The 21929-nt window shown below is 49.7% G+C and carries 22 protein-coding genes; 11 read left to right on the plus strand and 11 right to left on the minus strand.

Going from position 1 to position 21929, the window contains the following annotated elements; all coding sequences use genetic code 11:
* From B3A20_RS12570 to B3A20_RS12610, 9 genes are all read left to right on the plus strand, one after another.
* Positions 1–197 (plus strand): hypothetical protein (locus B3A20_RS12570; RefSeq protein ID WP_290765391.1); only part of this gene is annotated, 197 nt, incomplete at its 5' end.
* A gap of 102 nt (positions 198–299) precedes the next feature.
* A complete protein-coding gene (locus B3A20_RS12575) occupies positions 300–677 on the plus strand; it encodes a hypothetical protein (RefSeq protein ID WP_290765393.1) in 378 nt (125 codons plus the stop codon).
* Entirely contained in the window at positions 667–1743 is a 1077-nt protein-coding gene (locus tag B3A20_RS12580; protein WP_290765396.1) for a phosphatase, read from the plus strand. The genes B3A20_RS12575 and B3A20_RS12580 overlap by 11 nt, the downstream gene beginning before the upstream one ends.
* 166 nt (positions 1744–1909) lie before the next feature.
* Positions 1910–2641: a pseudouridine synthase gene (locus B3A20_RS12585; protein ID WP_290765399.1), complete on the plus strand. Its 732-nt coding sequence runs from the start codon at positions 1910–1912 to the stop codon at positions 2639–2641.
* Positions 2642–2689: 48 nt separating this feature from the next.
* Positions 2690–3517, plus strand: coding sequence for a metallophosphoesterase (locus B3A20_RS12590; RefSeq protein ID WP_290765401.1), 828 nt, complete (start codon positions 2690–2692; stop codon positions 3515–3517).
* A 158-nt stretch (positions 3518–3675) separates the two neighbouring features.
* The gene (gene nadA, locus B3A20_RS12595) at positions 3676–4689 is read left to right on the plus strand and encodes a quinolinate synthase NadA (protein WP_290765403.1); all 1014 of its coding nucleotides are present in this window, start codon (positions 3676–3678) and stop codon (positions 4687–4689) included.
* Between the two features lie 97 nt (positions 4690–4786).
* Complete coding sequence (locus B3A20_RS12600; protein ID WP_290765405.1) at positions 4787–5476, plus strand: hypothetical protein; 690 nt, start codon at positions 4787–4789, stop codon at positions 5474–5476.
* A gap of 24 nt (positions 5477–5500) precedes the next feature.
* Entirely contained in the window at positions 5501–7036 is a 1536-nt protein-coding gene (locus tag B3A20_RS12605; protein ID WP_290765408.1) for a carbon starvation CstA family protein, read from the plus strand.
* 76 nt (positions 7037–7112) lie between these two features.
* The gene (locus B3A20_RS12610; protein ID WP_290765410.1) at positions 7113–9263 is read left to right on the plus strand and encodes an ATP-dependent RecD-like DNA helicase; all 2151 of its coding nucleotides are present in this window, start codon (positions 7113–7115) and stop codon (positions 9261–9263) included.
* Positions 9264–9346: 83 nt separating this feature from the next.
* Here B3A20_RS12610 and B3A20_RS12615 read toward each other — a convergent pair whose 3' ends face one another.
* From B3A20_RS12615 to B3A20_RS12640, 6 genes are all read right to left on the minus strand, one after another.
* On the minus strand, positions 9347–11080 hold the full coding sequence (locus tag B3A20_RS12615) for a LamG-like jellyroll fold domain-containing protein (RefSeq protein WP_290765411.1): 1734 nt from the start codon (positions 11078–11080) through the stop codon (positions 9347–9349).
* Positions 11081–11087: 7 nt separating this feature from the next.
* Positions 11088–11975: a TIGR02147 family protein gene (locus tag B3A20_RS12620; RefSeq protein ID WP_290765413.1), complete on the minus strand. Its 888-nt coding sequence runs from the start codon at positions 11973–11975 to the stop codon at positions 11088–11090.
* Between the two features lie 320 nt (positions 11976–12295).
* The gene (locus tag B3A20_RS12625; protein WP_290765415.1) at positions 12296–13327 is read right to left on the minus strand and encodes a GDSL-type esterase/lipase family protein; all 1032 of its coding nucleotides are present in this window, start codon (positions 13325–13327) and stop codon (positions 12296–12298) included.
* 30 nt (positions 13328–13357) lie between these two features.
* Positions 13358–14089, minus strand: a complete 732-nt coding sequence (locus B3A20_RS12630; protein ID WP_290765418.1) for a hypothetical protein — start codon at positions 14087–14089, stop codon at positions 13358–13360.
* Between the two features lie 86 nt (positions 14090–14175).
* Positions 14176–14733, minus strand: coding sequence for a GNAT family N-acetyltransferase (locus tag B3A20_RS12635; protein ID WP_290765421.1), 558 nt, complete (start codon positions 14731–14733; stop codon positions 14176–14178).
* Entirely contained in the window at positions 14715–14933 is a 219-nt protein-coding gene (locus B3A20_RS12640; protein WP_074207877.1) for a hypothetical protein, read from the minus strand. Before B3A20_RS12640 ends, B3A20_RS12635 begins: the two co-directional genes overlap by 19 nt.
* 382 nt (positions 14934–15315) lie before the next feature.
* Here B3A20_RS12640 and B3A20_RS12645 point away from each other — a divergent pair, with 382 nt between their 5' ends.
* A complete protein-coding gene (locus tag B3A20_RS12645; RefSeq protein ID WP_290765427.1) occupies positions 15316–15540 on the plus strand; it encodes a hypothetical protein in 225 nt (74 codons plus the stop codon).
* Between the two features lie 166 nt (positions 15541–15706).
* On the opposite strand, the gene nrdG is transcribed toward B3A20_RS12645, so the two are convergent.
* The 3 genes from nrdG to B3A20_RS12660 all read right to left on the minus strand — a co-directional run bounded on the left by nrdG (position 15707) and on the right by B3A20_RS12660 (position 18874).
* Complete coding sequence (gene nrdG, locus B3A20_RS12650; RefSeq protein ID WP_173463365.1) at positions 15707–16267, minus strand: anaerobic ribonucleoside-triphosphate reductase activating protein; 561 nt, start codon at positions 16265–16267, stop codon at positions 15707–15709.
* 1 nt (position 16268) lies between these two features.
* Positions 16269–16415, minus strand: a complete 147-nt coding sequence (nrdD, locus tag B3A20_RS12655) for an anaerobic ribonucleoside-triphosphate reductase (RefSeq protein WP_041260231.1) — start codon at positions 16413–16415, stop codon at positions 16269–16271.
* Between the two features lie 128 nt (positions 16416–16543).
* Positions 16544–18874, minus strand: coding sequence for an anaerobic ribonucleoside triphosphate reductase (locus tag B3A20_RS12660; RefSeq protein ID WP_290765435.1), 2331 nt, complete (start codon positions 18872–18874; stop codon positions 16544–16546).
* Positions 18875–19083: 209 nt separating this feature from the next.
* Between B3A20_RS12660 and B3A20_RS12665 the strand changes: the two genes are divergently transcribed.
* Positions 19084–19611: an NAD(P)H-dependent oxidoreductase gene (locus tag B3A20_RS12665; RefSeq protein WP_290765438.1), complete on the plus strand. Its 528-nt coding sequence runs from the start codon at positions 19084–19086 to the stop codon at positions 19609–19611.
* On the opposite strand, the gene B3A20_RS12670 is transcribed toward B3A20_RS12665, so the two are convergent.
* On the minus strand, positions 19603–20388 hold the full coding sequence (locus tag B3A20_RS12670; RefSeq protein ID WP_290765442.1) for an SIMPL domain-containing protein: 786 nt from the start codon (positions 20386–20388) through the stop codon (positions 19603–19605). The two genes, B3A20_RS12665 and B3A20_RS12670, sit on opposite strands and share 9 nt — an antisense overlap.
* Before the next feature lie 62 nt (positions 20389–20450).
* Positions 20451–21890, minus strand: coding sequence for an SIMPL domain-containing protein (locus B3A20_RS12675; RefSeq protein ID WP_290765445.1), 1440 nt, complete (start codon positions 21888–21890; stop codon positions 20451–20453).
* Positions 21891–21929: the final 39 nt, after the last annotated feature.

Raw genomic sequence — 21929 nt, forward strand, 5'->3', positions numbered from 1 at the left:
CCGCTGCCGCTAAGAAGCCCGCTGCTGCTAAGAAGCCGGCCGCCGCTAAGAAGCCCGCTGCCGCTAAGAAGCCCGCTGCCGCTAAGAAGCCCGCTGCCGCTAAGAAGCCCGCTGCCGCTAAGAAGCCCGCCGCTGCTAAGAAGCCGGCCGCCGCTAAGAAGCCCGCTGCCGCTAAGAAGCCAGCCGCCAAGAAGTAATCTTCTTTTTGACCCAACGATTTTGGCCCGCAGACCTCTGCGGGTCTTTCTTATATTGGCTTTATATTGGCGCCACGCCCCACGTTTACTATTTTTGTTAGCATGATTTCAGAAAATGATTTGACCCATTCGCAGAACATTCCCTTTGAAGAACGCATCGCCCGCATCGAAAAGATGATTGAAGCCGAAGCAGAACCGAAAGCATTCGAACTCGGACTTTTGCTCGCTCTCAAGATGGGCCAGGAAATTCGCGAAAAGAAACCGCTCGGCAGCACGACTGGCGACATCGTCGCCGCATGGAGTTCCAAGTATCCGGAATCCGTCGTCGAAGAAGCTATCGCTCACGCCAAGCAGTTCCTCACAAATCCAGGCGCCCTCGCCGAAAAGATGAAGAACATCATGCTGACAAAGATGAACAAGCAGGCCGAAAACGATAGCGCAAGTGGCACTGCAAGCGACGAGGCCGAAAGTGGAAAATAAACTCCAGGCAACCATCGACATCGGGAGCCACAGCTGCATTTTGCTAATCGCAGCGTTCGATGGTTCGACGAGCTCACCAACCGAAACAGTCTGCTCTAAGGACTCTGAGCCTGCCGAAGTGTCCACTGAATCCGCAAATCTCGAGACCTCCGAAATAGTCGGCACCAAGGACACTGAGCCTGCCGAAGTGCCCGCAGAAAAACACGAAGCCACCCCGCGCAAGATTCTCGTGCCGAAACTCCAGAAGGTCGAAGTCTGCCGCCTCGGCGAAGACATTTACGAACACGGAAAAATCACGCCCGAACGCATCCAGGAACTCGTCAACATCATGACCAAGTTCCGCATGGACTTGCACGCCCTCGGTGCAGACCTCAAGGCAGTCGCCATGACCGAAGCCATGCGCAAGGCCACAAATCCGGACGAAGTGATTGAAGCTGTTGAAAAAGCCGTGTGGGTCAAGCCGCGCGTCATCACAGGCGAAGAAGAAGGCAAGCTCACCTACCGTTCCGTCAAGGAATGGCACGGCGAAGGAAACGTCACGATTGACATCGGTGGCGGATCCACAGAACTCAGCAACGGAGAATCGACATTCTCGATTCCCGTTGGCGCTCTCAAGATGTTCAAGGCAATGGGCCCAATTCCAGGACCGGAATACAAGAAGTTTATCAAGGAAACGTTCAAGGATTTGTCTTTCAAGGGCATGACGAAAAAGCCTGTCTACCTTATCGGTGGTACAGGCACCGCACTTGCGATGGTCTTCTTGAACAGTCAAACATTTGACTACAAGGCGATCGAAGGTCTCGAAATGAGCCTCGCCGACCTTGAAGCAGTCACCACACGCATCACGAACCTTTCGAAAGAACTCCGCGCGATGCTCCCGGGACTTGGAAACGGCCGCCACGAAGTTATCATTTGCGGTTTGTTCTGGTTGCGTTCGCTCCTCGAAAAGCTCCGCGTAGAAACGTTCAAGATCAGTACGGCTGGACTGCGCTTCGGACTCCTCTACCCGCCTGAAAAAGAACCGGAACCCAAGCCAAAGAAACGCCCGGCATTTTTGAAAAGTTAGTTGATAGTTATTAGTAGTTAGTCATTAGTCATTAGTTATTAGTTGTTTGTTGTTTGCGATAGCTATTGACCATAGACCAATGACTAATGACCATTGACAAATAAAGGAGATGCTTGATGGATCCTATCACCTCTACGAGGCTCCAGGATGACAGAGCAAAAAGATTATGCGTATAAACAAGTACATTTCTCTCAGTGGTTTTGCTAGCCGCCGCGCTGCAGACGAACTCGTCGCCGACGGTCGCGTACAGGTGAACGGAGAAACGATCTCTGACCTCGGGCATCAAGTGGACGAAACCAAGGACCAGGTGACGGTTGACGGAAAGTTGCTGAAGCTCCCGACAAACAAGAAAACAAAAGTCATCATGCTCCACAAGCCGGCCGGTTGTGTATGCACCAAGGACGACCCGCAGGGCCGCCGCACGGTTTACGATTACTTGCCACCGGGATACCATAATTTCAAGTACGTTGGACGGCTCGACTTGCAGAGCCGCGGTCTCTTGCTGTTTACCGACGACGGCGAATTGCTTTACCGCCTCACGCACCCGAGCTTCGAAGTGCCGCGCAGCTACTACGTGTGGACAACGCGTCCGCTCAGCGAATCCGCCGCCCAGCGCTTGGTCGATGGCGTGGACATCCGCGACCCGGAAGATCCGGACGCCCAGGAAGAAATCGCATTTGCAACAGACGTCTACCTCGAAAACGGATTTGCAGAACTTGTGCTTATCGAAGGCAAGAACCGTGAAATCCGCCGCATGATGCGAGCTGTCGGTTACGAAATCCGCGACCTTAAGCGCGTAAGCTACTGCCAGATTCAGCTCGGGGACTTGCCCGCAGGCGAATTCCGCGAACTTACCGCAAACGAAATGAACAAATTGCGACAGGCCGTGCATTTGTAGCGGCTTCGCCGCACTTCCTACCGCCTACTTCCTACTGTCTACTAAAAAATGAAACGTACTCTCTATATCGGTGATGTTCATGGTTGCGCAGACGAACTCTCTGCGATTATCGACCAATTCGGTTTCGTGCGCGGTAGCGACACCATTTACCAGACCGGAGACATCATCAACAAAGGCCCGGACATGATGCGCGCCATGCGCATTGTCGAGGAACTCGGTATTCTGACCGTCCGCGGGAATCACGAAGAACATCTCATCCGCATGATGGAAACGCCCAAGAGCAACTGGACCGAAAAGCAGAAAAAGCGCTTCAAGGCGCTCTCGCTCGACGAATGGGTTTACATCCGCGATACCGTGAAGAACTGGCCGCTCTGGCGCGACACACCGCACGCCCTCCTCGTGCACGCAGGCCTAGAACCGGGCAAGACGCGTCTCGAAGACATGAGCCCCGAAGTGCTCCTTTCCATCCGCTACTGGAATGACAAGCCCTGGTTTGAACAGGTCAAGTGGAACAAGCGAGTTATCTTTGGACATTGGGCCAAGATGGGCTTCGTGAACATTCCTGGATTTATCGGTCTCGATTCCGGTTGCGTCTACGGCAAGGCTCTCACCGCCTGGTGCCCCGAAGAAGACAAATTCTATAGCGTCCCCGCCCTCCGCGAATACACGCCCGTCAAGGACAAGGCAAAAGAATCCGAAGCAGCCCCCTGCAAAGTGCTCGGCGACAACTCCCCCGATTCCGTGCCGCCCAAAACATTCGACGAAATCAAGGAACGCATCGCAAGCGGCGACATCGCCCGCAAGGAAGAAACTCCCGAAGAAAAAAACATCCGCAAGGCTAGCCCCTCCATCAGCGCAGAATGGGCCGGGTATTAGCGCCTGCGGCGCAGTAAACAGTAGACAGGATCAGTTAGGCGGCGAAGCCGCGATTATAAAAAAAATTCCTACTTCCTACCGCCTACTTCCTACTAACCACTAACCACCAACCACTCTAATTTCTATCTTTACACTAGGCATTTAACCACGGAACAACAATGACAGCAGAAGAACTTTACAATCGTCTCAAGTCCGTCAAGCCGGGCGCAGCCCTTTGCACCTACACCATGGAAAAGGTGGAAAAGATGCTCCCGCTCATCAATGAAATCAACGAGCTCAAAAAGGAACAGGATACCGTTATCCTCGCTCACAGCTATTGCGCTCCTGAAATTCTTTTGGGCGTTGCCGACTTCACGGGCGACAGCTTTAAGCTCAGCAAGGACGCAACAACAGTCCAGCAAAAGACGATTCTCTTCTCTGCAGTGCGTTTCATGGGTGAAACCGCCAAGATTTTGAACCCGCAAAAAGACGTGATTATCCCGGGCCCACTCACGGGTTGCAGCCTCGCCGATTCCATTACCGGCAAAGATGTCGAAGAACTCCGCAAGCAGAATCCGGACTACACGTTTGTCTGCTACATCAACACGACTGCCGACGTGAAAGCCGCCTGCGACGTCTGCGTGACTAGCGGTAACGTGATGCACATCGTCGAAACGCTCCCGTCCGACAAGATTTACTTTGTTCCGGATGCACTCATGGGCCAGAACATCATCGATGAAATGAAGCGTCGCGGAGTCAAGAAGGATATCAAGCTCTATAACGGCTGCTGCTACGTTCACGAAAACTACGACCCGGATTTGATCCAGTTCTTCCGTAGCCAAAACCCAAATCTCAAGGTGATTAGCCACCCGGAATGCAATCCGTCTGTCGCCATGCTCAGCGACTACGTCGGAAGCACGGGCCAGATGGTGAGCTACATCAACCAACAGCCCAAGAACAGCTGCATCTTGCTCCTCACGGAATGCGGCCTCAATGCCCGTATGCACTATGAACATCCGGACATGAACTTTATCGGTAGCTGCTGCATGTGCAAATACATGAAGTCAAACTCGCTCGAAAACATTTTGGAAGCCCTCCGCCACCCCGAAAAGGCAGAACACATCTCGCTTGACGAAGGCGTGCGCGTGAAGGCTAAAAAGTGCATTGACGCGATGTTCAAATACGCCGAATAATTTGCTGAACGCACTGCGGTTCACAACAAGCGACCTTAAAATTTCTATCTTTGCGTCACTCGGATTGTGGGATGTCAAAATCTCTGGAGGATAAAAGATGAAGAAATTTTTATTAGCTTTAACCTTGTTGTGTTCCGCCGTTTTTGCGCAACCCGACGACAGCGATTTCACATACTGGCCACGTTCCTATTTTGCAAGCGTCGGTTTCAATGTCATCGCAAACCGAGGTGACTTTTTCAAGCGCACCATGAAAGTTGTAGACAAGGATGGCTTCGAAGAAACTGTCAACCTTCCGATTTCAAAACTTTTCATAGCCCCGGATTACAATCTCGGAGTCAACGTCCGTGATTTTTCATTTACCCTCTCGTTCCAGTATTGGACATACCTTTCCAAAATTGCAGAGTTGCCCGAAGACAAAAATGAACAGGACGTCCGTTATTACAGATTCGGTTTCGAGGCGACCTACAACTTTTTCTATCCTGAATTTTTCCAGGTGGGTATTGGTCTCGGTTATTCTTTCTCAAACTTAAAAATCGAAGACAACGTCACTAGCGAAAAAGGATTTTTTGATTCCGAGCTGATGGGTTCTGGTCTTGGAATTATCACTTACATCCGCTATTACATAACGGATTTTTTCTGCCTTTCTCCATCTCTGCGCATTTACGAGAACTGGTATAAGGCAGTCCATACCGACAACAGCGGGACCGTGGAATTTCACGACAAGGACATCAGCTATTTTTGGCAAACCTACATAGCCGTATCCCTCAACGCGATGGTTCAGTTTTAATTAAAACTAAAGAAGGCACAAAAAATGATAACATTCCTAATCGGTGTTGCAATCCTCATCCTTGGATATTTCACCTACGGCAAGTTCGTCGAACGCGTGTTCGGTCCAGATGACCGCAAGACTCCTGCGCTCGCAAACCCGGATGGCGTTGACCGCGTCCCGATGCCGCACTGGAAAAACGTTCTCATTCAGCTTTTGAACATTGCAGGCATTGGCCCTGTGATTGGCGTGATTCTTGGCATCAAGTTTGGCGCTATCGTGTTCATCTTGCTCCCGCTCGGAAACGTGCTCGGCGGTGCGGTGCACGACTACTTCAGCGGCATGATTAGCATGCGCAACAACGGTTACAACGTTCCGGCTCTCTCCCGCAAGTTCTTGGGCAAGGGACCGGCAAAACTTGTAATGACACTCATTTCCGTGGCGCTCATTCTCGTTGGCGCCGTGTTTACCACGACTCCGGCCGCTCTCGTGAACACCCCGATTCTCGTCGGCAGCCACGTCTCGCCGACACTTTTCTGGGTCGCCGTCGCAGTGATTTTCGCATACTACTTCATCAGCACATTCTTCCCGATTGACAAGATTATCGGCCGCATCTACCCGGTTTTCGGTGCACTCCTGATTCTCGCCTCCCTTGCTATTTTCGTGGGCATTGTCCCGAACTTGAACGTACTCGATGAATTCTGCTTTAGCGACATCTTGAGCAACTTCCACAAGCATCCGGCAGGTCAGCCGATTATCCCGATGCTCTTCGTGACGATTGCCTGCGGTATCATTAGCGGCTTCCACAGCACTCAGAGCCCGCTCGTTGCACGTACTGAAGTCACGGAAAAGACCGGCCGCCAGACATTCTACGGCATGATGATTATCGAAGGTTTGATTGGTATGATTTGGGCTGCAGGTGGCATGTTCATTTATCACCAGATGCCGGAACTCTTGACTGGCGCTTCGGGCGTGAAGGTCTTGAGCGTTCTCGTTTCGACCGTGATTCCCTGGGCTCCAATTTCGATTCTCGTGGTCGTAGGCGTGATTATCCTTGCTATCACAAGTGGCGACACCAGCCTCAGAAGCCTCCGCCTTACCGTTGCAGAACTCACCGGGCTTGAACAGACTTCTGTCAAGAACCGCCTCCTCCTTACAGTTCCGATGTTCGCCCTTTGCGCTGTGATTATCTTCTGGAGCAACATGAACCCCGAAGGTTTCAACATCTTGTGGAACTACTTCAGCTGGAGCAACCAGCTCATGGCCGTTTGCAGCCTCTGCGTGGCAACCGTCTACCTCCGCAGCAAAAAGAAGAACTTCTGGATTGCGCTTATCCCGTGCATGTTCATGACGTTCATTACAGCCGATTACATTCTCTGGGTGAGCCCGGAAAACCTCAAGGGCGCTCCGCTCGGATTTGGTCTCGACTACAAGACGGCCCTCGTGATTGCACTCCATGATGCCGCTATCCTCGGATTCTTCCTCTGCGTCCGTGGCAAGGAGCTTACCAAGATGCCTGGTTTCGATGCCGATGTTTGGAGACCGGAACTGGACAAAGGTAAAATTCCGAAGGCTCAATAAACAAGCGTAACCAGCAAATTCAATCAATGCAAGAACAATCCACAACAAATAAAGGAGATGCCCGATTAAATCGGGCATGACAGTTGTTGTGGTCGTCAAAGGCAGCATAAAATCCATCACGTTCCATAGCCAGCAAAATGGCTTTACCGTGATGCGCCTGAACGATATCGAAAGCAAGAAAATCGTTGTCGTCACGGGAACATTCCCTGCACTACAACCCGGCGAAACCATAGCTGTAGAAGGCGACTGGGGTAGCCATCCGAAATACGGGAAGCAGTTCCAGGCCACTTCTTTTGAATATTTCGCCACAGACGATAACGACATCCTAGCATACTTGGCGAGCGGGCAGTTCCCAGGCGTGGGGCAAAAGATTGCCGAACGCATTGTAGAAGCTTTTGGCGATGCAACCGCCGACATTCTCGACAACGATCCGGACAAATTCCGCGAAGTAAAAATCAAAGGCTTCCCCGCCCGCAAGGTGGAAGCTTTTTTGGCACGTTGGCAAGAAGCGCGTCACAGCCGCGAAACGATGCTGTTCTTGTACAAGCACGAAATTGTCGGCAGTGTAGCTAAGCGTCTTTGGAACAAGTTCGGGCAAGCAACCATCGAACGCATCACGCAAAACCCGTACATGCTCTGCGAAGAAGTCTGGGGTATCGGATTCTTGAAAGCCGACGAAATCGCGCAGAAAGTCGGATTCCCGAAAGACAGCCCCGAGCGTTTTCAGGCAGCGTTACTTTACACATTGCAAGAAGCGTCTGTGAGCGATGGGCACGTATTTTTGCCAAAGAACGTATTGTTAGAACGCACGTTCCGCAATTTACGTTTGCAACCTGACGACGACGGTCCCATCAACACGCTCCTCGACGAATTCGAAAAAGCAAGCGAAATTGGGCGCATCAAACGCGAAGGCGACGACTGCTATTTTCCACCGCTTTACAACGCCGAACAGCGAATAGCAGACAACATCAAGCTCCGTTTGCGCTACAACGAACTGCCAATAGACAACTTTGAAAACAACCTTGCGCAGTGGGAACGCGAACACAAGTTCAGCTTTGACCCCATTCAAAGGCGCGCTATCCAGATGGCGCTCTCGCGAAAGATTTCGATTATCACAGGTGGCCCCGGCACAGGCAAGACAACAATCCTCAAGGGAATCTTGTACCTTGCACGCCAAATGGAAGAATGCGTGAGCCTCACGGCACCCACAGGCCGCGCCGCCAAGCGCATGGGAGAATGTTGCGGCGAAAAAGCCCGCACCATCCACCGTCTGCTGGAAGTGGACCCGATTTCGGGCAAGTTCCACCGCGATGGAGACAACAAGCTCCAATGCAATTTACTTATCGTCGATGAATTCAGTATGGTCGATACGTGGCTTGCAGCCTCGCTCCTCGAAGCGACGCCACTCAATGCGAGAATCGTTCTCGTGGGCGATGCCGACCAGCTCCCCAGCGTGGGAGCTGGCAATGTGCTGAACGACTTGTTGCGTTGCCCCAAGATTCCGAGCACCCGCCTTCAGCACATTTTCCGCCAGGCCGGCGGAAACGACATCGCCGACAAAGCATCTAAAATCAATCAGGGCATTAGCCCCTCGCCCATCGAAGGCACGAACTTCCACTTTTTGCCCTACGAGTCGGCCGATGAAGCTAAAGACATCATCGCCCGCCTCGTCACGCGCGGCATCAAGGAAAAAATCGACATTGACACGCAAGAGATGCAACTCCTCACGCCAATGCGCAAAGGACCGCTAGGCATTTATGAGCTCAACAACTTTTTGCAAGACCTCCTGAACCCCGGCAAGGAACGCATTAAAATCGCGAGCGGCAACTGGAGTACTGGCGACCGCGTGATGCAAATTCGCAACAACTACGACAAGAACGTGTTTAACGGAGACGTCGGCATCATCTACAAAATCGGGAAAGACACGAAAAAAATCACGGTCTTTTACGATGACAAGACTGTCGATTACGAGCCCGATGAAGCCGATGAACTTATCCTTGCGTACGCCTGCACCATCCACAAGAGCCAGGGTAGCGAATACCCCGCCGTCATCGTCGTGCTAGATTCAAGCCACAGCATCATGCTGCAAAGGAACCTCATCTACACCGCCATCACGCGTGCGAAAGGCCATGTGTGGATTTTGTCTGCACCGGGAGCGTTCTATCAAGCCGTGCGCAACAACCGCAGCACAAGACGCTACACACGCCTCACCGAAAAGTTGGGTTAGTTTCAAGAAGCGCGGGCATTTCAGCACGAGCATTCGATGATTCTCATCACTATTGACTAATAACTAATGACTAACGACCAAATTTATTTCGGCCAGTAGTCTGTCGGCTTTTGATTCAAATAAATGAGCCTAGCCCATTCACCGCTTTGCGCTTTATTCATAAAGTAAAGCTCATCGAGCTTGCCCTTGAGAACGCGGTCAATCTTTCCACTTGACTGCTTGCGTGCGCCAATGACAAACGGCCCATCCGAGATTCGCTTATCACTAGTCTTGTTGATGCTAACCGAGACTTTTTCGAGCTCGCCATTCCTGTAAATCGCCGTCGAATCACCCGATTTTACCACAGTCAAGTGAACCCATTGCTTGTAATCTATTTCTGGAGCCGTTGCAATATTTGCTGTATACCAATGATCCGGATTCGTCTCGTCCATTTCCTTGAACATCCAGCTTGAGCTATCGCTATCGCGAGCCTGGTACTTGAAATGGTATTCCGATTCAGACTTGCCCCAGATGAAACGCGATGTCGAAGTGTCTTCGACATTCACCCAGAACGACGCCGTAAAACGAGAAGTATCCGTCAGTGCAAAGGCGCGGTCATCGGCCGTCCCCCCAACTTCAATATTGGAAGATTTTCCGTTAAAGACAAACGCGCCGCCAATAATTCCATCGCCAGTAGTAACGTCTGTGACATGTCCCTTGAACGGATTATCGCCAGATGTCGAAACGGTCGAATCCAGGAATTCCCGTTCATCAAAATTCCAGGCCGCCACAAAGCCATCCGTATAAGAGAACGGATCTGCGGCGCGCATCAAGCCCTGCGCATTCCCAGCAGCACCTGAGCGCGCCCCATTCCACGCAAAAACGAGCTTTTGCATTTCGCGTTGCGGATAAAGCGTTGACAAACGAACCCACAGCCCCATCGGGACAGAATCCCTGTCATAAACGACCTTGAAAGTCGCCCAATCCGAAGCCGGTTCCAAATAAACTTTCATCGCAAAAATATTTTTGACAAGCGATTCATGGTCATCCGCATTCAGGTCGCTCAAACGAATATACAGCGGGAATCCCTCGATAGTGTCATGCAGGTCAATACCCGAAGCAGCCGTGTTGAGCGGGATTTCCAATATGTGGAGCGATTCATCGTAGAAAAATTCCTGAACGGCATCCGTATTTTCAACAAGAACAGCCTTGATGCTATTGGCCCCCTCCGAAGTACTCACTTGTACTGAATCATAGTACGATGCCGGCACACCGGTAAAAGTCGCATACTTTCCCGCTTCATCCTCCGCAATCTTCGCAGTTGCCTTGTATGTCGAACCCACAATGGAAACGCTTGCTAGCGAATCCTTGGAGTCTTGCAAATAAATCTTGATATCGTGACTTTGATCCAATCCCAAACTGATAGTTTGCGCAGCATCCGTCGCAATTTTCAGGCCCGACTCACGAAGCGCAAAAGACCAGCCATCCGGCACTTCATAAAACGCTTCCAAGTTGTAAACGCCCTCAGGCAAGTTATCAAATGCAAAATGCCCTGCCGAATCCGCAGTCGTCGCATAGTACGATGTGCTATCTTCTTTTGCAGGGTCATAATCCGTCGGGACGCAGTAAACACGTGCAAACGCAGCACCTTTTGTAGCACCTTGCGAACCTTCCACAAGTGCAAGCGTGCCCATCAGTTCCGGGGAACCGACTTCGGAGCTGTTCCCGCCCGCCACCTTATTGTCGGAGCAAGATACGAGGAAAACCATTGCAAGCAACGCCTGCAACGCGAACAATGCAGAAACCGCCGATTTAGCCAATCGAGTATTTCGTTTCATTGCATCCTCACTTGGACAACGGGAAAATCTGGATATTCATCTGGAAAACGCGGCCACCGTCCTCGTCCTCATTAGCAATCATAGAAATTTTTTTGCGGAATTCATTGATGCACTTGACAATTTTCTTGTAAGAAGCCTCCGAAATGCCGAGAGTCACACTGCTGAGGTTACGTTCGCTGCCAGGAATCGTCGAAATGGATTCCTTCGCCAAATCAATAAATTCCTTGTGATAATTGATAAACGCCTGCTGGATGACCTTGTCGCCCGTGCTAATTGCCGGATTGTTCAAAATCCAGTTGCCCTTGGCGTCCTTCTTGATGAGCCCGACGCGTTCCAGCAAATCCACCGCCTGCCGCGCCTGCTCTCCCGAAATCGGCGGCATCAAGCGCGCCCCGAGAGCACCGTAGTCACCATCAAAACCAATCATCCCAATAATTGAACGGATTGCAGAATAATACCAGTGCGAATAAACTTCATACTGGTACGCGCGGGTCAAAAGCATCTGCTGCGTGAAACGATAAGTCGCCGTGATTTCTTCCATGCGCTTCTTGTAGTTTTCACGCTCATCGCCGTTGGACGCCTGACAGAACAGCACCATCGCCTCGAAATATGCAGCCTCGCTTTCATCGAATTGCAAGCCACCGACAATTTTCGCAATGCTTGCCGGAGTGAGGCTCTTTTCGCCCTTCATCACACGCGAAATAAAATCCTTGGACGAAAATCCAAGCTTGTCCGAAAAACTCCGCAGCGAATAACGGCGGTTCAAGGCTTGCGCACACTCAAAATAGTGCCGCAAATAGGCGCGGTAATCATCAAATTCAAAAACCGACATGCGCTTCGGAGGGATAGAACCGAGACGCTCTTCAGGCTGCGATTTTTCTGCACTGGATTTCATACTCTAAAAATATATTGTAAAGGCGATATTCGGTAAAAAGGCCCCAAAAACAGCCACAAAATCGTTGTCTACCGAGGACGCTTTGTTCCCGAGGCACCTGTTTTCCCTCGACATTTAGGGCTCACGCATCTATCTTTATAAAAAAAGGAATTTTGCTCTAGCATCGGATTGAGCTATAAAAGCCCCACACCAAAACAAGCTCTAGCGATGCTACGAGAACAGATCCATCTCTCAAACACGCAGGGAACGACTCCGGTCGTTCCCTTTTCAGCTTGTCATGCCGGCCATGTGCCGGCATCGCCATTCCTTGTCAGAAAATCCTAGCGTTTAGTGTAAATTTTCTGATGCGAAGAGCCGCGAGCATTCAAAACACGACCTTGAGCGTCAAAGCGTTGCACCGATTTAGCCATATTCGCAGCACCCGCCGATCTTTCGCGAGCGATTTCACGAGCACCTGGCTTCAAGGCAGTCGTCTTTTCGACTTTCAACGGCACAGTCACAATCCGCGAAAGCGTATTCTCATCCACTTTCACAGAAACCTTGTACTCGCCTACTTCCGAAGCCTCAAGCGTTTCACGAGTTTCGCCTTCGAGGAGTTTTCCGTCTTTGTACCACTGGTAACCAAAACCCTTCGGGGCCTTGAGCGTCGAACCATCCTGCGTAACTTGCAATGTATCCATTTGCAAATGGGCATACACAATTTCGGCCAAGTGCTTTGCGCCCTCGACAGACGGATGCACCATATCTTCCAAATACCAGCTCGGATTTTCAAGGGCGCTAAAACGAGAATGCAAGTCAATCACGTTCACGCCCTTTTTGAGCCCCGCCTGCAAAATCGCCGGATTCACGCGATTCACGACCGCCGTATCAAGAATATTCCATTCTACGTTGTTCACATAAGGTGCCAAGCAAATAAAAATATGCGGTTTCGATTTCACCTGAAACGTGTCAATCAACGCCTCAAAATCCGCCGTAATCGCAGAGTCCACCGCAGCATCCAGCGCCGGAGTATTCCAAGTCGTGTATGCCTTGGAATCGTTCGTACCCAGCTCAATGATAACCGTATCCGCTGCAAATTCAATCGCCGGCGCAAAGCGGTAACCCTTCCAGTACGAAGCCTGATCGTCCTTACGAACCGTAAGCCCGCTCACGCCAAAATTCTCGACCGTATCGCTCGGCGCATTTTCGCGAAGCATCCCCTGCAAATGATGCGGATAACTCGTCTGGTCGGGCCAGGACTCAATCCCGTAACCGTACGTAATGCTATTGCCAACGCAAGCGACCTTGCCCGCCGCAAACGCCGAAACCGAAGTTGCTACAACCGTAGCCGTCAAAACAATCTTCCCAAACATATTCATAACCATGTGATAAATATAACGATTCTAAAACCCAAATTTTGTCTCAAATCCAAAGCAACGGCCTTTTGATGGGGTCACATCGACAAAAGCAATTCCATCATTATCGTAAACCGAACTTGTAACACCATTCCAATATTGATATCCACCAAAAAATCCTATTTCCCATAGAAAATTTCCCAAATTCCATACCACACCTAATTTTCCAATTGCATTGCCTCCCCAACCAAAACTTCTATGTTTTCCAAGATCCACTTCTATTCCTCTATAATTATCATACAACAAAGACGGAGATGCCATTACTTGAACAAAAATAGACATGCTATTATAGGGAACATTGCGATGTTTTACGTGAACTTTCGAAAAAAAAACAACATCCCTGAAAAGATTCGTTTCCAAATATTGTCTATAGCCAACCCCAACACTCCAAATACTTTTAAAGCCTTCCCATTCGTCTTGAAAATCATAAAATCTGAAAATCGACGAAAAATTAAACATCATAGAACCACGATAGCTATTCTCTTTCTCTATGTCAAAATCCAAGACTACAAGGCCAAAGAAAACTGTTAAAGCATCGGAAAACACGAATAAATTTGCATAGTAATTTAATGACGGAGGTACCGAATCCGTAACAGAGTGATACAAAAGCTTAGACTCTTTCTGTTCGTCAACTTCATTATATTCACTATAATACGCGAACGTAGGTTTGACAAAAAACAAAATCATAGCAAAAAGAATAGTCGGATAAAATCTAGACATATAAAGCAATTTATAAAAACGATCCTATTTCAATTTAATAAAAAAAGGATGTCCACGGCACCCTTAACACCCAACTCATAACTCTCCTACGCACACAGATTCATCAAGTCGTAATACATGAGGCGAGTATGCGGGTCATGGTCTTCTACGTTCATGAAGCGGAATCCATTCTTCTCGTAAAAGGGAATAGCCTCTAAATAAGCATCAACAGTCAGGAACCGGCATCCAGTCTTGTTCTCAAAAACGAACATGGACTTGATGTAATCCAAGACCGTTGTACCAATTTGTTGACCTTTGGCAGATTCATCAACGCCCAAACGGCATAGCTTTACCGCAGGATAGCTTTTCAAGCGTTTTTCATTGGGGAATCCCTGCTTTTTGCGAAAACGGTTAAACTCCGTTTTATCCTTGAAGTCTCCGACGGCCACTTTGTCATTTGCCAAACTGCAATAGGCCAGCATGCGCCCAGTTTCGGCATCAGCACAGGCATAACTCACGGCTAGCAAATGCTTTTGGAATCCCGACGCACGATTTTGAATAAAGTCATCTAAATCGGGGTCGCCACAGCGAAAGTCTTTAACGGAATTTTCAGGATTTAACCGAATAAATCTTACTTTGGTCTTTTCTATGTATTGTTGAACCACGGATCAATACCTCCATTGGCTTCTTCGCGGGCACGCTTTTCGGCCATACCCAGTTCATAAGCCTTTTTCATAAATTCGTAGTTCCGCAAGCGGCGGGCACGAACTTCTGGAGGTTCGGGGCGACGTTCCTGCATTGCAGCAAGAAAACGGCGGGCATCTTCACCAAAGAGTATCGGAGTTTCGCGAATAGGTCTGGCCATAGCTTTGTCCTTTGTTTATTTCATATAAGTAACGGATATATTAACTATGGAGCATCACTAGACAGGTGAAACCCGGCAACACACTTCTACGGTGGTGTCTATAATATAAAATGTTCAAATTTTAAAAACAAGGGGTCGCTTGTCGGGCCTTTCATTTTGCAATCAACCGTTTGCAAAAGATTCATTTTTTTACAAAGGCACAAACATTTTAGACAAATAAATCTGCAAGCGTTTTATGAACAGCTCTCGCCTAATTTTTTCTAAGATTTACAAACTTTTTCATCTGCAGTCCCCAAAGCCCAACAAAAGGCCTACTTGATTATTTTCCATAACGAATGTAGCTTTAAAGTACCTCAATAAAGAACAACTCAAGGAGTTAAAAATGGCATTCGTTAGCATTGGACAGAAATATGGTTTTGTGAGTGCCGGCGATGTATTCCGTAAAAGACTTGCCGATGCCCATGCAGAAACACAAAAGGTACGTGACAAGCTCAACAAAGCAGAAGCCGAAAAACTAGAAACAGCTAGGGCTCTCTACAGAGATGGAGTTCCTTTGGAAACGCTGGTCCTCAGATTTAATCTGACAAAAGACCAAATTATCGCATAACACAAAAGGACGAGTTCAACTCGTCCTTTTGACTTAACCCCTAAAAATGGCGATGCCGTCCCCATTCGCGGATCATGACCACATAAGAACTAAAGTTCTAAGTGGTCAAAGAGAACGGAGTCCGGCATGACATTCTCAAAGCAAAGCGCCTTTACGCACCTCGCACTTACGTATTGTATTCCCTGTCGGGGTGTTCCGCCATCTCGTCCAGTTGAATCTGGTGGATGACCACATGGCCTTCGACAAGGCTCTTTTGCACATCGATAATGCGCTGGTTCCAAGAACCTCTGAACTTAATGTCCAGGGACTTTTTCGCCATGACAAACGGACCGTCGATGAGGATGTCCGCAAACGAGAGCAGTTCAAAGAGCTCCGGCTTTTCGGGCGTAAGCTTCATCAGCTGTTCGTACGTGTATCCCGTGAAAATCACGAGATTGAGACCGCGTTCCTTGATTTCGCGGGCAAGCGGAATAAGAGCCGCCGCCTGATCCATCGGATCGCCTCCGCTAAACGTCACGCCATCGAGCAGCGGATTATCCTTGATCATCGTGATGATCGCTTCGCGCTCGATAAAGTGTCCGCCCTCAAAATCATGAGTCTGCGGATTCTGGCAACCCGGGCAGTTGTGGTGACAGCCCTGGGTAAACACAGTCAAGCGGATTCCGGGACCATCCACGAATGATTCGGGCTCAATCCCTGCAATCCGCAGTGGAGGATATTCATCCATCTTATACGCCGTGCTTCACGCGATCGTTGACTTCAGCACGCTTGGCGTTGTTGAAACGGTCGACTGTACCGACGAGGTAACCCGTAATGCGGCGGATGCGTTCGAATCCAACACCTTCACCATACTGAGAGAGTTCTTTTTCAGACATTTTTTGCACTCCTTGTTTGCGGCTTCGCCGCAGTTCTTCGAGCCATTCTGAGCAATCCAAGAATCAACTGGATCCTTCGACTTCGGGCTACGCCCTACGCTCAGGATGACACAAAATCTAAGTTCTACTTACCTAATCCCTCTGAATGCGGGCATTCCAGGGAATTTCTTTCTAAGTTCTTCTATCTTTTCGCAAGAGATGGCATGGCCTTCACTACGTCCGCAGCGCGGGCAAACATCGCCAATCACACCCACAAATCCGCAAACCGGATCGCGGTCCACCGGATGGTTGATAGAACCATAACCGATACCGACCTTTGCCATGTGCTTCACAATCTTTTCAAAAGCGTCCAGGTTCTGCGTCGGGTCGCCATCAAGTTCGACATAGCTGATGTGACCTGCGTTCGTGAGCGCGTGGTACGGAGCTTCGAGCGAGAGCTTCTTGAAAGCAGAAATCTTGTAGTAGACCGGCACGTGGAAAGAGTTCGTGTAGTAATCGCGGTCGGTAACGCCCGGGATAATGCCAAACTTCTTCTTGTCTATGCGCACAAAACGGCCCGAGAGGCCTTCAGCCGGTGTTGCAAGCAAGCTGAAGTTGAGGCCAAGGCGTTCGGATTCCTTGTCGCAGAATTCGCGCATGTGGCCGATAATCTTGAGGCCGAGTTCCTGAGAAGCTTCGGATTCGCCGTGGTGCTTGCCCGTGAGCATCACCAATGTTTCAGCAAGGCCGATAAAGCCAATGGAGAGCGTACCGTGCTTGATGACTTCACCCACGGTATCTTCCCAGCCAAGCTTGTCGGAATCAATCCACACGCCCTGTCCCATGAGGAACGGGAAGTTCTTGACCTTGCGGCGGCTCTGCACGGCAAAGCGTTCCATGAGCTGGTCGCTCACGAGCTGAAGCATGCGGTCGAGTTCCTTGAAGAACAGGTCCACGGACTTCATCTTGATGGCAATACGCGGGAGGTTAATCGAGGTAAAGCTCAAGTTGCCACGGCCGTAAGAGATTTCGCGGCTCGGGTCGTAATGGTTGCCAATCACGCGGGTACGGCAGCCCATGTACGAAATTTCGGTTTCCGGATGACCCGGCTTGTAGTACTGCAGGTTGTACGGAGCGTCCTGGAAGCTAAAGTTCGGGAACAGGCGCTTGGCACTCACGCGGCAGGCGAGCTTGAACAAGTCGTAGTTCGGTTCGCCCGGATTGAGGTTGATGCCGTCCTTGACGCGGAAAATCTGGATCGGGAAGATAGCCGTTTCGCCACCGCCGAGACCTTCTTCGGTCGTGAGGAGCAAGTTCTTCATGACCATGCGGGCTTCCGGTTCCGTGCACATACCATAGTTGATGCTAGAGAACGGAGTCTGGGCACCAGCGCGGCTGTGCATGGAGTTCAAGTTGTGGACAAAAGCTTCCATTGCCTGGAACGTTGCCTTGTCGGTTTCTTCGTAAGCCATCTTTTCGGCAAACTTCTGGGCGTTCTTTACCGTTTCGGCGTCATAAGTTTTGGAAAGTTCGTGGGCTTCAGTTGTCTGGAACTTTTCATTCGGCACGAGCGTTGCGACCATGCCCATTTCAGCCATTTCGCCGTGGAGCTTTTTCACCACCGGCAGGACTTCTTCTTCGGTTTTGCCAGTCAAGAGCATGAGAGCCTTGACCATGTTCGAAAGGTAAGCCTTGCGATACGTGATGCGCACACCGTTTGCCATGGCGTAATCGAAGTTCGGCACAGACTGTCCACCGTGCTGGTCGTTCTGGTTACTCTGAATGGCGATAGCGGCCAAAGCGGCGTAACTGCGGATATCCTTCGGTTCGCGCAAGTGGCCATGACCTGTGTTGAAGCCGTTCTTGAACAACTTAATGAGGTCAATCTGGCAGCAAGTCATCGTCAAAGAATAGAAGTCGAGGTCATGGATGTGAATGTCACCATCCATGTGGGCGCGGCTGTGTTCCGGCTTGAGCATCATCATCGTGTAGAAGTGCTTAGCGGATTCGCTCCCGTACTTGAGCATGGTGCCCATAGCGGTATCGCCGTCGATATTGGCGTTTTCGCGCTTGAGGTCGGATTCCTTGGCAGAGCTGAACGTAATGTCATGAAGCGTCTGCATGAGGCGGGTGTTGACTTCACGGACGCGAGTACGTTCGGCACGGTACAAGATATAGCTCTTCGCGGTATCGGCGTAACCACCTTCGGTCAAAGCCTTTTCAACAGCATCCTGGATTTCTTCGATGTCCGGCTTGGTCTTATTTTCGGCTTCCAAGTGGCCTACAGCTTCGGCAGCAACCTTGAGAGCGACGTTCGTCAAAAGGTCATCACTTCCAAGCAAATTCATCTGGGCTTGGGAAGCCTTGATCTGTTCATCCAGTTCGCCAGAGGCTCTAAAAGCCTTGATTACGGCATCAGCAATCTTTTCGATGTTGAACGGCATCTCGCGGCCGTCGCGCTTTTTGACAGTAAAAATCATCTAAAAAAAACCTTCAATTCCCGTTTCCTCAAATATAGTCAAATTTTTCCAATTTTACTATATCTTGTGTTCGAGGTCGAACCACACCCACAAGATGTAGGTCGACATCACTACAAGTATAATAAATCTTAGTCCAATTTGGAAGATTTTTTGCACGTAAGATGTAATTTTTTTGTAATATATCCTCAACTTATCAACAAGAAAAAATAATGAACAATCAAATCACAATTCTTCTATCGCATCCGAACATTTCTAACTCCATGTTCAACAAACACTTAGTGGATATCAACAGAAAAAATCCCAATTTTGTGTTTCACCACCTTGACAAAAACCGGGTTAATGGCTACTTCGACCTGGAGGCCGAAAAAAAATTGTTGAGGGAGTCCAAGGCGATTGTTTGGCAGTTCCCTATATATTGGTATAACTCCCCCGCCAGTTTACGCGACTGGCAAGACCAGATCATGAGCCCGATTGTCTACAGCGCGGACAACTTCTTGAAGGGAATGCCCGTACGCGTCGTATTTACGGCAGGCGCCGCCGCAGAGCACTACACCCACGAAGGACTCAACCGCTACACCGCCGAAGAAATGCTCATCCCGTTCGAAATGACCGCAAATGCAGCCGGCATGAAGTGGTTTAAGCCGCTCGGATTCTACGGATGCAGCCCGGATATGACAAAAGCCGCCCTCGAAAAGGCGGCCAAGGAATATGAAGAAAGTCTGTTAGAACTACTTTAGTTCATAAACGACGCGGACAGAAGCGCTCACCTCGACGGAATCGGCAATCGCGGTTTCGTCGGGAGCGGCGGCACCGTCCATCATGGCATTAGCCGCAAGCATGACGCCCTTGGCACGGTAGACACGATTGTACTGGTTGTAGATGATTCCGCCGCCTTCGCCGTTGATTTGAAGAACGCGACCGAGCTTGGCGCCAACGCCTTCGGCATAGTCATTAGCCTTGGCGGTCGCCTTTTTACCCGCCGCCTTGATGACAGTAGACTGCACCGCATCAACATCCTTGAGCTGGGCGGACGTGCGCTGGATTTCGACATCCGGCTCCGAAGAAAGCGCCTGCACGAGAGCGGCGGCATCAATCTTACGATTTACCGTAATCACAAAGCTCTGCGTGGCCACGTAACCGACGAGTTCACGCTTGCTATTGCGATAAGACCATTCCTTGTGGATTTCGACACTGTTCTGTTCCACGTTGGACTGCGGAATTTCAAGCGATTTCACATTCTCGAAAATCACGGAACGGCGTTCAGCCAAGCGCTTGGAAACCGACTCCTTGTCCTTGCCGCGGATTTCGAGGCTAAAACCCATCTCGAACTTGTCGGCAGCGAACTTCTTGGTTTCGGACGCCGAAACTTCGATGCGCGGCACTTCGAATGCAACAGTTCCGTTAGATGCGGCCACAGGAACAGCCGCCGGTTCACTTTTAACGACGCGAATGAGAACGCACACGCAGACGATTAGCAGTACGAGATAGATGATATTGAGCAATTTTGAGATCATCGTTAAGCCCTCTTTTTAATGTTTTGAATTTAAAATAGTCATTTTCCAAGCGAAAGACCACTTTACTTCAGTTCAACGACCACGTTGACGCGAGAACTGACCTCGACAGAATCCGCAATCATATCACCGGCGCCACCTCCCAAAAGACCAGCCAAGCCTCCACCAAAACTACTTGAAAGCCCTCGTCTGTTCCCAAGAACGGTCCTACCCCTGGCATTGGATTCATAAGAAATCTCGTTGACAATATTGTAATCCTCAGAAGAGTTGTCCCCCACAAAAACAACATCGCCCAGTTTTCCACCAAAGCCCTCGGCAATCGCCGTCGCACGAGCCATGGCTTTACGCCCAGCAATTTCAGTCACAAGGACCTTAAGAGAATCGCGATTTTTCAACACGGACGAGATTTCACTAACAACAATATTGTCCGCACCACCAACCTCTGCCAAAAAAGCAGCCGCATCCTGCTTGGACGTAAAATTGACCGTAACAAACTGGCGGGCCCTAAAACGGCTCTTCTTGTGCGCATTGTTTTCCATATCCCATCTTGACTTGATTCCAATCCTTGCGGTATGGACTTCTATTTCGGATTCGGCAACGTCCAAATTTTTAGCAAGCGAAACGATAGAATCCTTCACACGCCCCACTTGGTTGTAGATTTCATCCCTGTTATTGCCATCAAGCACTGCCCCCGCAGAAATAGTAAACAAGTCCGCCAAGAATTTCTTAGATTCATCCTGACTCACCTGGACATAAGATTGCTTGGGTTCATCACGTCCCTTTAGCTGCACAGAAACATTCAATTCTGCGCGGATGCCAACAGAATCCGAATAGCCCGCATACTCTTTAACGTTGGAATTGCCTTCGGCAGCTAGAATTCTCCCCGCCGTAGCCCCGACGCTCCGGGCATATACATCGGCCTCTTTCAGAACCTTCTTGCAAGCACGCTTTATCGTTTCGACCTCTAGCGAATCTGCATTTTTCAATCCGCCAACAGTTTTAAGTTCATCTACAAAATCGAGAGTCGCCAATTTGCGTTCGACTTCGTCGGTACGGGACTTGTTCGGCAACTTGATTTCGATAACCTGCTGGGCCACGTAGCCTAGCAAAATTCTTTTTCCTTTGAGATAGTCAACATCGGTAGAAATGCTCATCGAATGCATGTCGTAACTTGATTTTTCGACATTCAATTCCTTGAACATCGAAAGCAACTTTTCACGGCTTTCGTTCAGCAAACTAAACGTCCGGCTCTTTTCCTTATGCCTTTGGATAATCTTGAACGTAATCTTGTATTCATCGGCAAGGAACATTTCACGTTCATAGTTCGAAAGAGAAATGACATTCCAGCCGTCCTTGATTTTAGCCTGTTCGCTCGCAACCTCAGGAGCCGTCGCAATCGCCGCATTCCCCTTGTTCGCCAGGTCGTCACGCCCGAGTTTCATCGAAAGAATCAGGCATACAAACGCAAGCACAATGATGACAATGTACGAAACCTTGTTTTGCATATATTTCTCCTTTTTTCAAAACATCCACAAAAACAAAAC

It is taken from the genome of Fibrobacter sp. UBA4297, from assembly GCF_002394865.1.
Classification (GTDB): Bacteria; Fibrobacterota; Fibrobacteria; order Fibrobacterales; family Fibrobacteraceae; genus Fibrobacter.

What these genes read in the sequence shown, in the direction of transcription:
- B3A20_RS12610 (WP_290765410.1), top strand. Translation starts at nt 7,113, where the DNA reads ATGACAGTTGTTGTGGTCGTCAAAGGCAGCATAAAATCCATCACGTTC.
- B3A20_RS12625 (WP_290765415.1), bottom strand. Translation starts at nt 13,327, where the DNA reads ATGTTTGGGAAGATTGTTTTGACGGCTACGGTTGTAGCAACTTCGGTT.
- B3A20_RS12575 (WP_290765393.1), top strand. Translation starts at nt 300, where the DNA reads ATGATTTCAGAAAATGATTTGACCCATTCGCAGAACATTCCCTTTGAA.
- B3A20_RS12670 (WP_290765442.1), bottom strand. Translation starts at nt 20,388, where the DNA reads ATGATCTCAAAATTGCTCAATATCATCTATCTCGTACTGCTAATCGTC.
- B3A20_RS12640 (WP_074207877.1), bottom strand. Translation starts at nt 14,933, where the DNA reads ATGGCCAGACCTATTCGCGAAACTCCGATACTCTTTGGTGAAGATGCC.
- B3A20_RS12615 (WP_290765411.1), bottom strand. Translation starts at nt 11,080, where the DNA reads ATGAAACGAAATACTCGATTGGCTAAATCGGCGGTTTCTGCATTGTTC.
- nrdG (WP_173463365.1), bottom strand. Translation starts at nt 16,267, where the DNA reads ATGGATGAATATCCTCCACTGCGGATTGCAGGGATTGAGCCCGAATCA.
- nadA (WP_290765403.1), top strand. Translation starts at nt 3,676, where the DNA reads ATGACAGCAGAAGAACTTTACAATCGTCTCAAGTCCGTCAAGCCGGGC.
- nrdD (WP_041260231.1), bottom strand. Translation starts at nt 16,415, where the DNA reads ATGTCTGAAAAAGAACTCTCTCAGTATGGTGAAGGTGTTGGATTCGAA.
- B3A20_RS12600 (WP_290765405.1), top strand. Translation starts at nt 4,787, where the DNA reads ATGAAGAAATTTTTATTAGCTTTAACCTTGTTGTGTTCCGCCGTTTTT.
- B3A20_RS12590 (WP_290765401.1), top strand. Translation starts at nt 2,690, where the DNA reads ATGAAACGTACTCTCTATATCGGTGATGTTCATGGTTGCGCAGACGAA.
- B3A20_RS12605 (WP_290765408.1), top strand. Translation starts at nt 5,501, where the DNA reads ATGATAACATTCCTAATCGGTGTTGCAATCCTCATCCTTGGATATTTC.
- B3A20_RS12630 (WP_290765418.1), bottom strand. Translation starts at nt 14,089, where the DNA reads ATGTCTAGATTTTATCCGACTATTCTTTTTGCTATGATTTTGTTTTTT.
- B3A20_RS12660 (WP_290765435.1), bottom strand. Translation starts at nt 18,874, where the DNA reads ATGATTTTTACTGTCAAAAAGCGCGACGGCCGCGAGATGCCGTTCAAC.
- B3A20_RS12585 (WP_290765399.1), top strand. Translation starts at nt 1,910, where the DNA reads ATGCGTATAAACAAGTACATTTCTCTCAGTGGTTTTGCTAGCCGCCGC.
- B3A20_RS12665 (WP_290765438.1), top strand. Translation starts at nt 19,084, where the DNA reads ATGAACAATCAAATCACAATTCTTCTATCGCATCCGAACATTTCTAAC.
- B3A20_RS12645 (WP_290765427.1), top strand. Translation starts at nt 15,316, where the DNA reads ATGGCATTCGTTAGCATTGGACAGAAATATGGTTTTGTGAGTGCCGGC.
- B3A20_RS12620 (WP_290765413.1), bottom strand. Translation starts at nt 11,975, where the DNA reads ATGAAATCCAGTGCAGAAAAATCGCAGCCTGAAGAGCGTCTCGGTTCT.
- B3A20_RS12675 (WP_290765445.1), bottom strand. Translation starts at nt 21,890, where the DNA reads ATGCAAAACAAGGTTTCGTACATTGTCATCATTGTGCTTGCGTTTGTA.